The following is a 2,308-nucleotide window of genomic DNA, read 5'->3' as shown; positions in this document are numbered from 1 at the left end:
AATAGGCTTGGAATTGAATATCCATCACTATATGCAGACTACATCAGAAGATGCAAGACTCATTATTTATCTGGCAACATACTGTTCACTCATGCAGGTATTCCTCCACAAGAAAATGTAGAGTTTTGTGATGATCCTTTTGACAGTAATTTTAACGATGCTGTTCTTTGGTGGAGGCCTGATTGTGTAACACAAATGTATAACGAAAAGCCAAGAGTGTTCAATGAAAAAGATGTTTTTTCAGTAAGTGGTCATACACCAACAAATCCATGTCAGGTAAGACAGAATTTTGGTATTAATCTTGATGCAGGATATACCTTAAAACTGGCATTGGAAATTGAGCCTGACTCTTGCAACAATAGCTGCAGATATAGAATATTTGGTACAAACTGCGATGAGGTAAATGTTAATAAAGCCATAAAAACTGGACAATGCACCAATGAATTATTGTTAAAGCAAGAAAAAGAGGCTATTGAAAAGCAGATGGAACTATCAAGAATGTAACGCTTAACAAACAATTCAGATAAGCTCTACTAGACGCATGAACAAACAAGATGGTAGACACTCATGTTATTTATTTTGAGTGTGATAAAAAAACTATTCATCTATTTGAATAAGAAAACGAAGTTTTAGAAACAACCTTAAACCGACAAAAAGAGAGAATATAATGAAAAAGTCAACTCACACAGAATTAATGATAATTATTTTATTAATGTATAGAAATATTACAAGTTATTGAAAGATTAGTAGATAGATTTTTTTAGTTCACTCTTTCAGCCACCTGTTTCCACACCTTCTAGATGATCCGGATTTTTTGGTACAAAAGACGGATCAACTTCGCATGATATTGACGGATCACTTTCGTGATTTTTAACACGTGGATCAATTTTTTTAAATGAAGCGTAGGGGCTGCTCTCGAAGTAGTGAAGTACAGCGTTACATCATCTGACTTGGAGAAGCTCTCAAAAGAGGACTTCCAAGAATTAGACAGACACGCAATATCAGACAGTACAACTACTCAGGTGAATTAAAAGACGTTGAGCCAACGTTTGATGACATCTAAGACGAAAGTCTTTGGGAGCTACTCGAAGAAGAGTACTACCAGTGGAAGAATGGGCAGTACTCTTAGAGAAAATTTAATCGTACGGTTTAATTACTTTGTAGGAGTGACTACATAAATAATGCAACCAACAATTGCCAGAAATGAAATTAAAATTGTAAAAAATGGCAGTGTAAACATCATAAACTCCTTAATTTATTCAGATAATTTTTTAGCTTAATTGCACAGAAGATCAATGTTACAATACAGATTACAGCTAAAATTGAAGCTAAAATTGATATAACTGAACCATCAAAATTAAAAACCAAATAAACAATTATTGCTGAAAGTGTTCCTATAATGTATTTAAATGCATTTTCAAGATATTTCAACATTTTTTTAACGTACTGTTCTTCACTCATTTTCAATCTCCTTATCATCAAATAAATCTGTCTGTCCTGGCACTTCATTGCGAAGCTTTTTAGTCTGTAGTGCACCTTTCTCTCTATTGAGTTGTGCTCGTGTCACTTTGTCTGCAACTTCCTATGACACCTCTTTCAACTCAAAAAGCTTAGCGATCTGATTGCAGTGCGAACTGTTTTTTTTGCCGTTCCAAAGATAGTCAGCGAACTTTTGAATGACCTGACTTACGGTCAAACCGTACATAGAAGCAAAAGTCTTAAAATGCTCCATTTGCTCATCAGTACAGCTAAAGCTTCTCTGTGTCACTTTTTTAATTCTTGACATTTTATTCCATCTTTAAAGCGTATGATTATTTCTGATTTATTTGTTAACAGCTTAATTATAAGGGTTTTCGTTTATAGCTCAAAATCAAAAATGCATAAATTTACAATCTTTTGTAAATATTACCGCTCAATGTCAGGTGAAACTATAATCCCTATTACAAATATTCTCAAAAGACATGAAGCCCTTTTTAATATGATGGATAATGATCCTATCGTACTTCATAATACTAAAGTGAAAAAAGCAACTCTAGACGATGATATGGGACTTACGGTGTGTTAATAAGATCGTGTAAGAATAAAACCGAGATCTTAGGGATATAAAAAAAGACAGCCAACACTGTCTCATATAAGTGGCGGATGGAGTGTTATTCAAAGGGCATAAATACCTTGAATTTTAGTAATCGATCTTTTTCGATCATTATCAAAATATTACATTTTTTTTTGGAAATATTTATCAACTTTAACAAGGATAACTTATGATTATCAACTCCGTTATTAAAGCTGTTTTCAAGGTAACCTATAT

At 33.2% G+C, this 2,308-nt stretch carries 2 protein-coding genes; one reads left to right on the top strand and one right to left on the bottom strand.

Annotation, left to right across the window (positions count from 1 at the left end; translation table 11 throughout):
• On the top strand, positions 1-504 hold a 504-nt coding region (locus ACJML3_RS00135), incomplete at its 5' end, for a hypothetical protein (protein ID WP_406019595.1).
• Positions 505-1,239: 735 nt separating this feature from the next.
• Here the strand turns inward: ACJML3_RS00135 and ACJML3_RS00130 are convergent.
• Positions 1,240-1,461 carry a hypothetical protein gene (locus ACJML3_RS00130; protein ID WP_406019594.1) on the bottom strand — a complete coding sequence of 74 codons (222 nt, stop codon included), beginning with the start codon at positions 1,459-1,461 and terminating at the stop codon, positions 1,240-1,242.
• Positions 1,462-2,308 lie beyond the last annotated feature (847 nt).

The organism is Succinivibrio sp., assembly GCF_045124615.1.
GTDB lineage: Bacteria > Pseudomonadota > Gammaproteobacteria > Enterobacterales > Succinivibrionaceae > Succinivibrio > Succinivibrio faecicola.
The sequence above is the reverse complement of the archived record's forward strand: the minus strand, read 5'-3'. Positions and strand labels throughout refer to the sequence as shown.

Coding starts and splice junctions, on each gene's coding strand:
- ACJML3_RS00130 (WP_406019594.1), bottom strand. CDS start 1,461: ATGAGTGAAGAACAGTACGTTAAAAAAATGTTGAAATATCTTGAAAAT.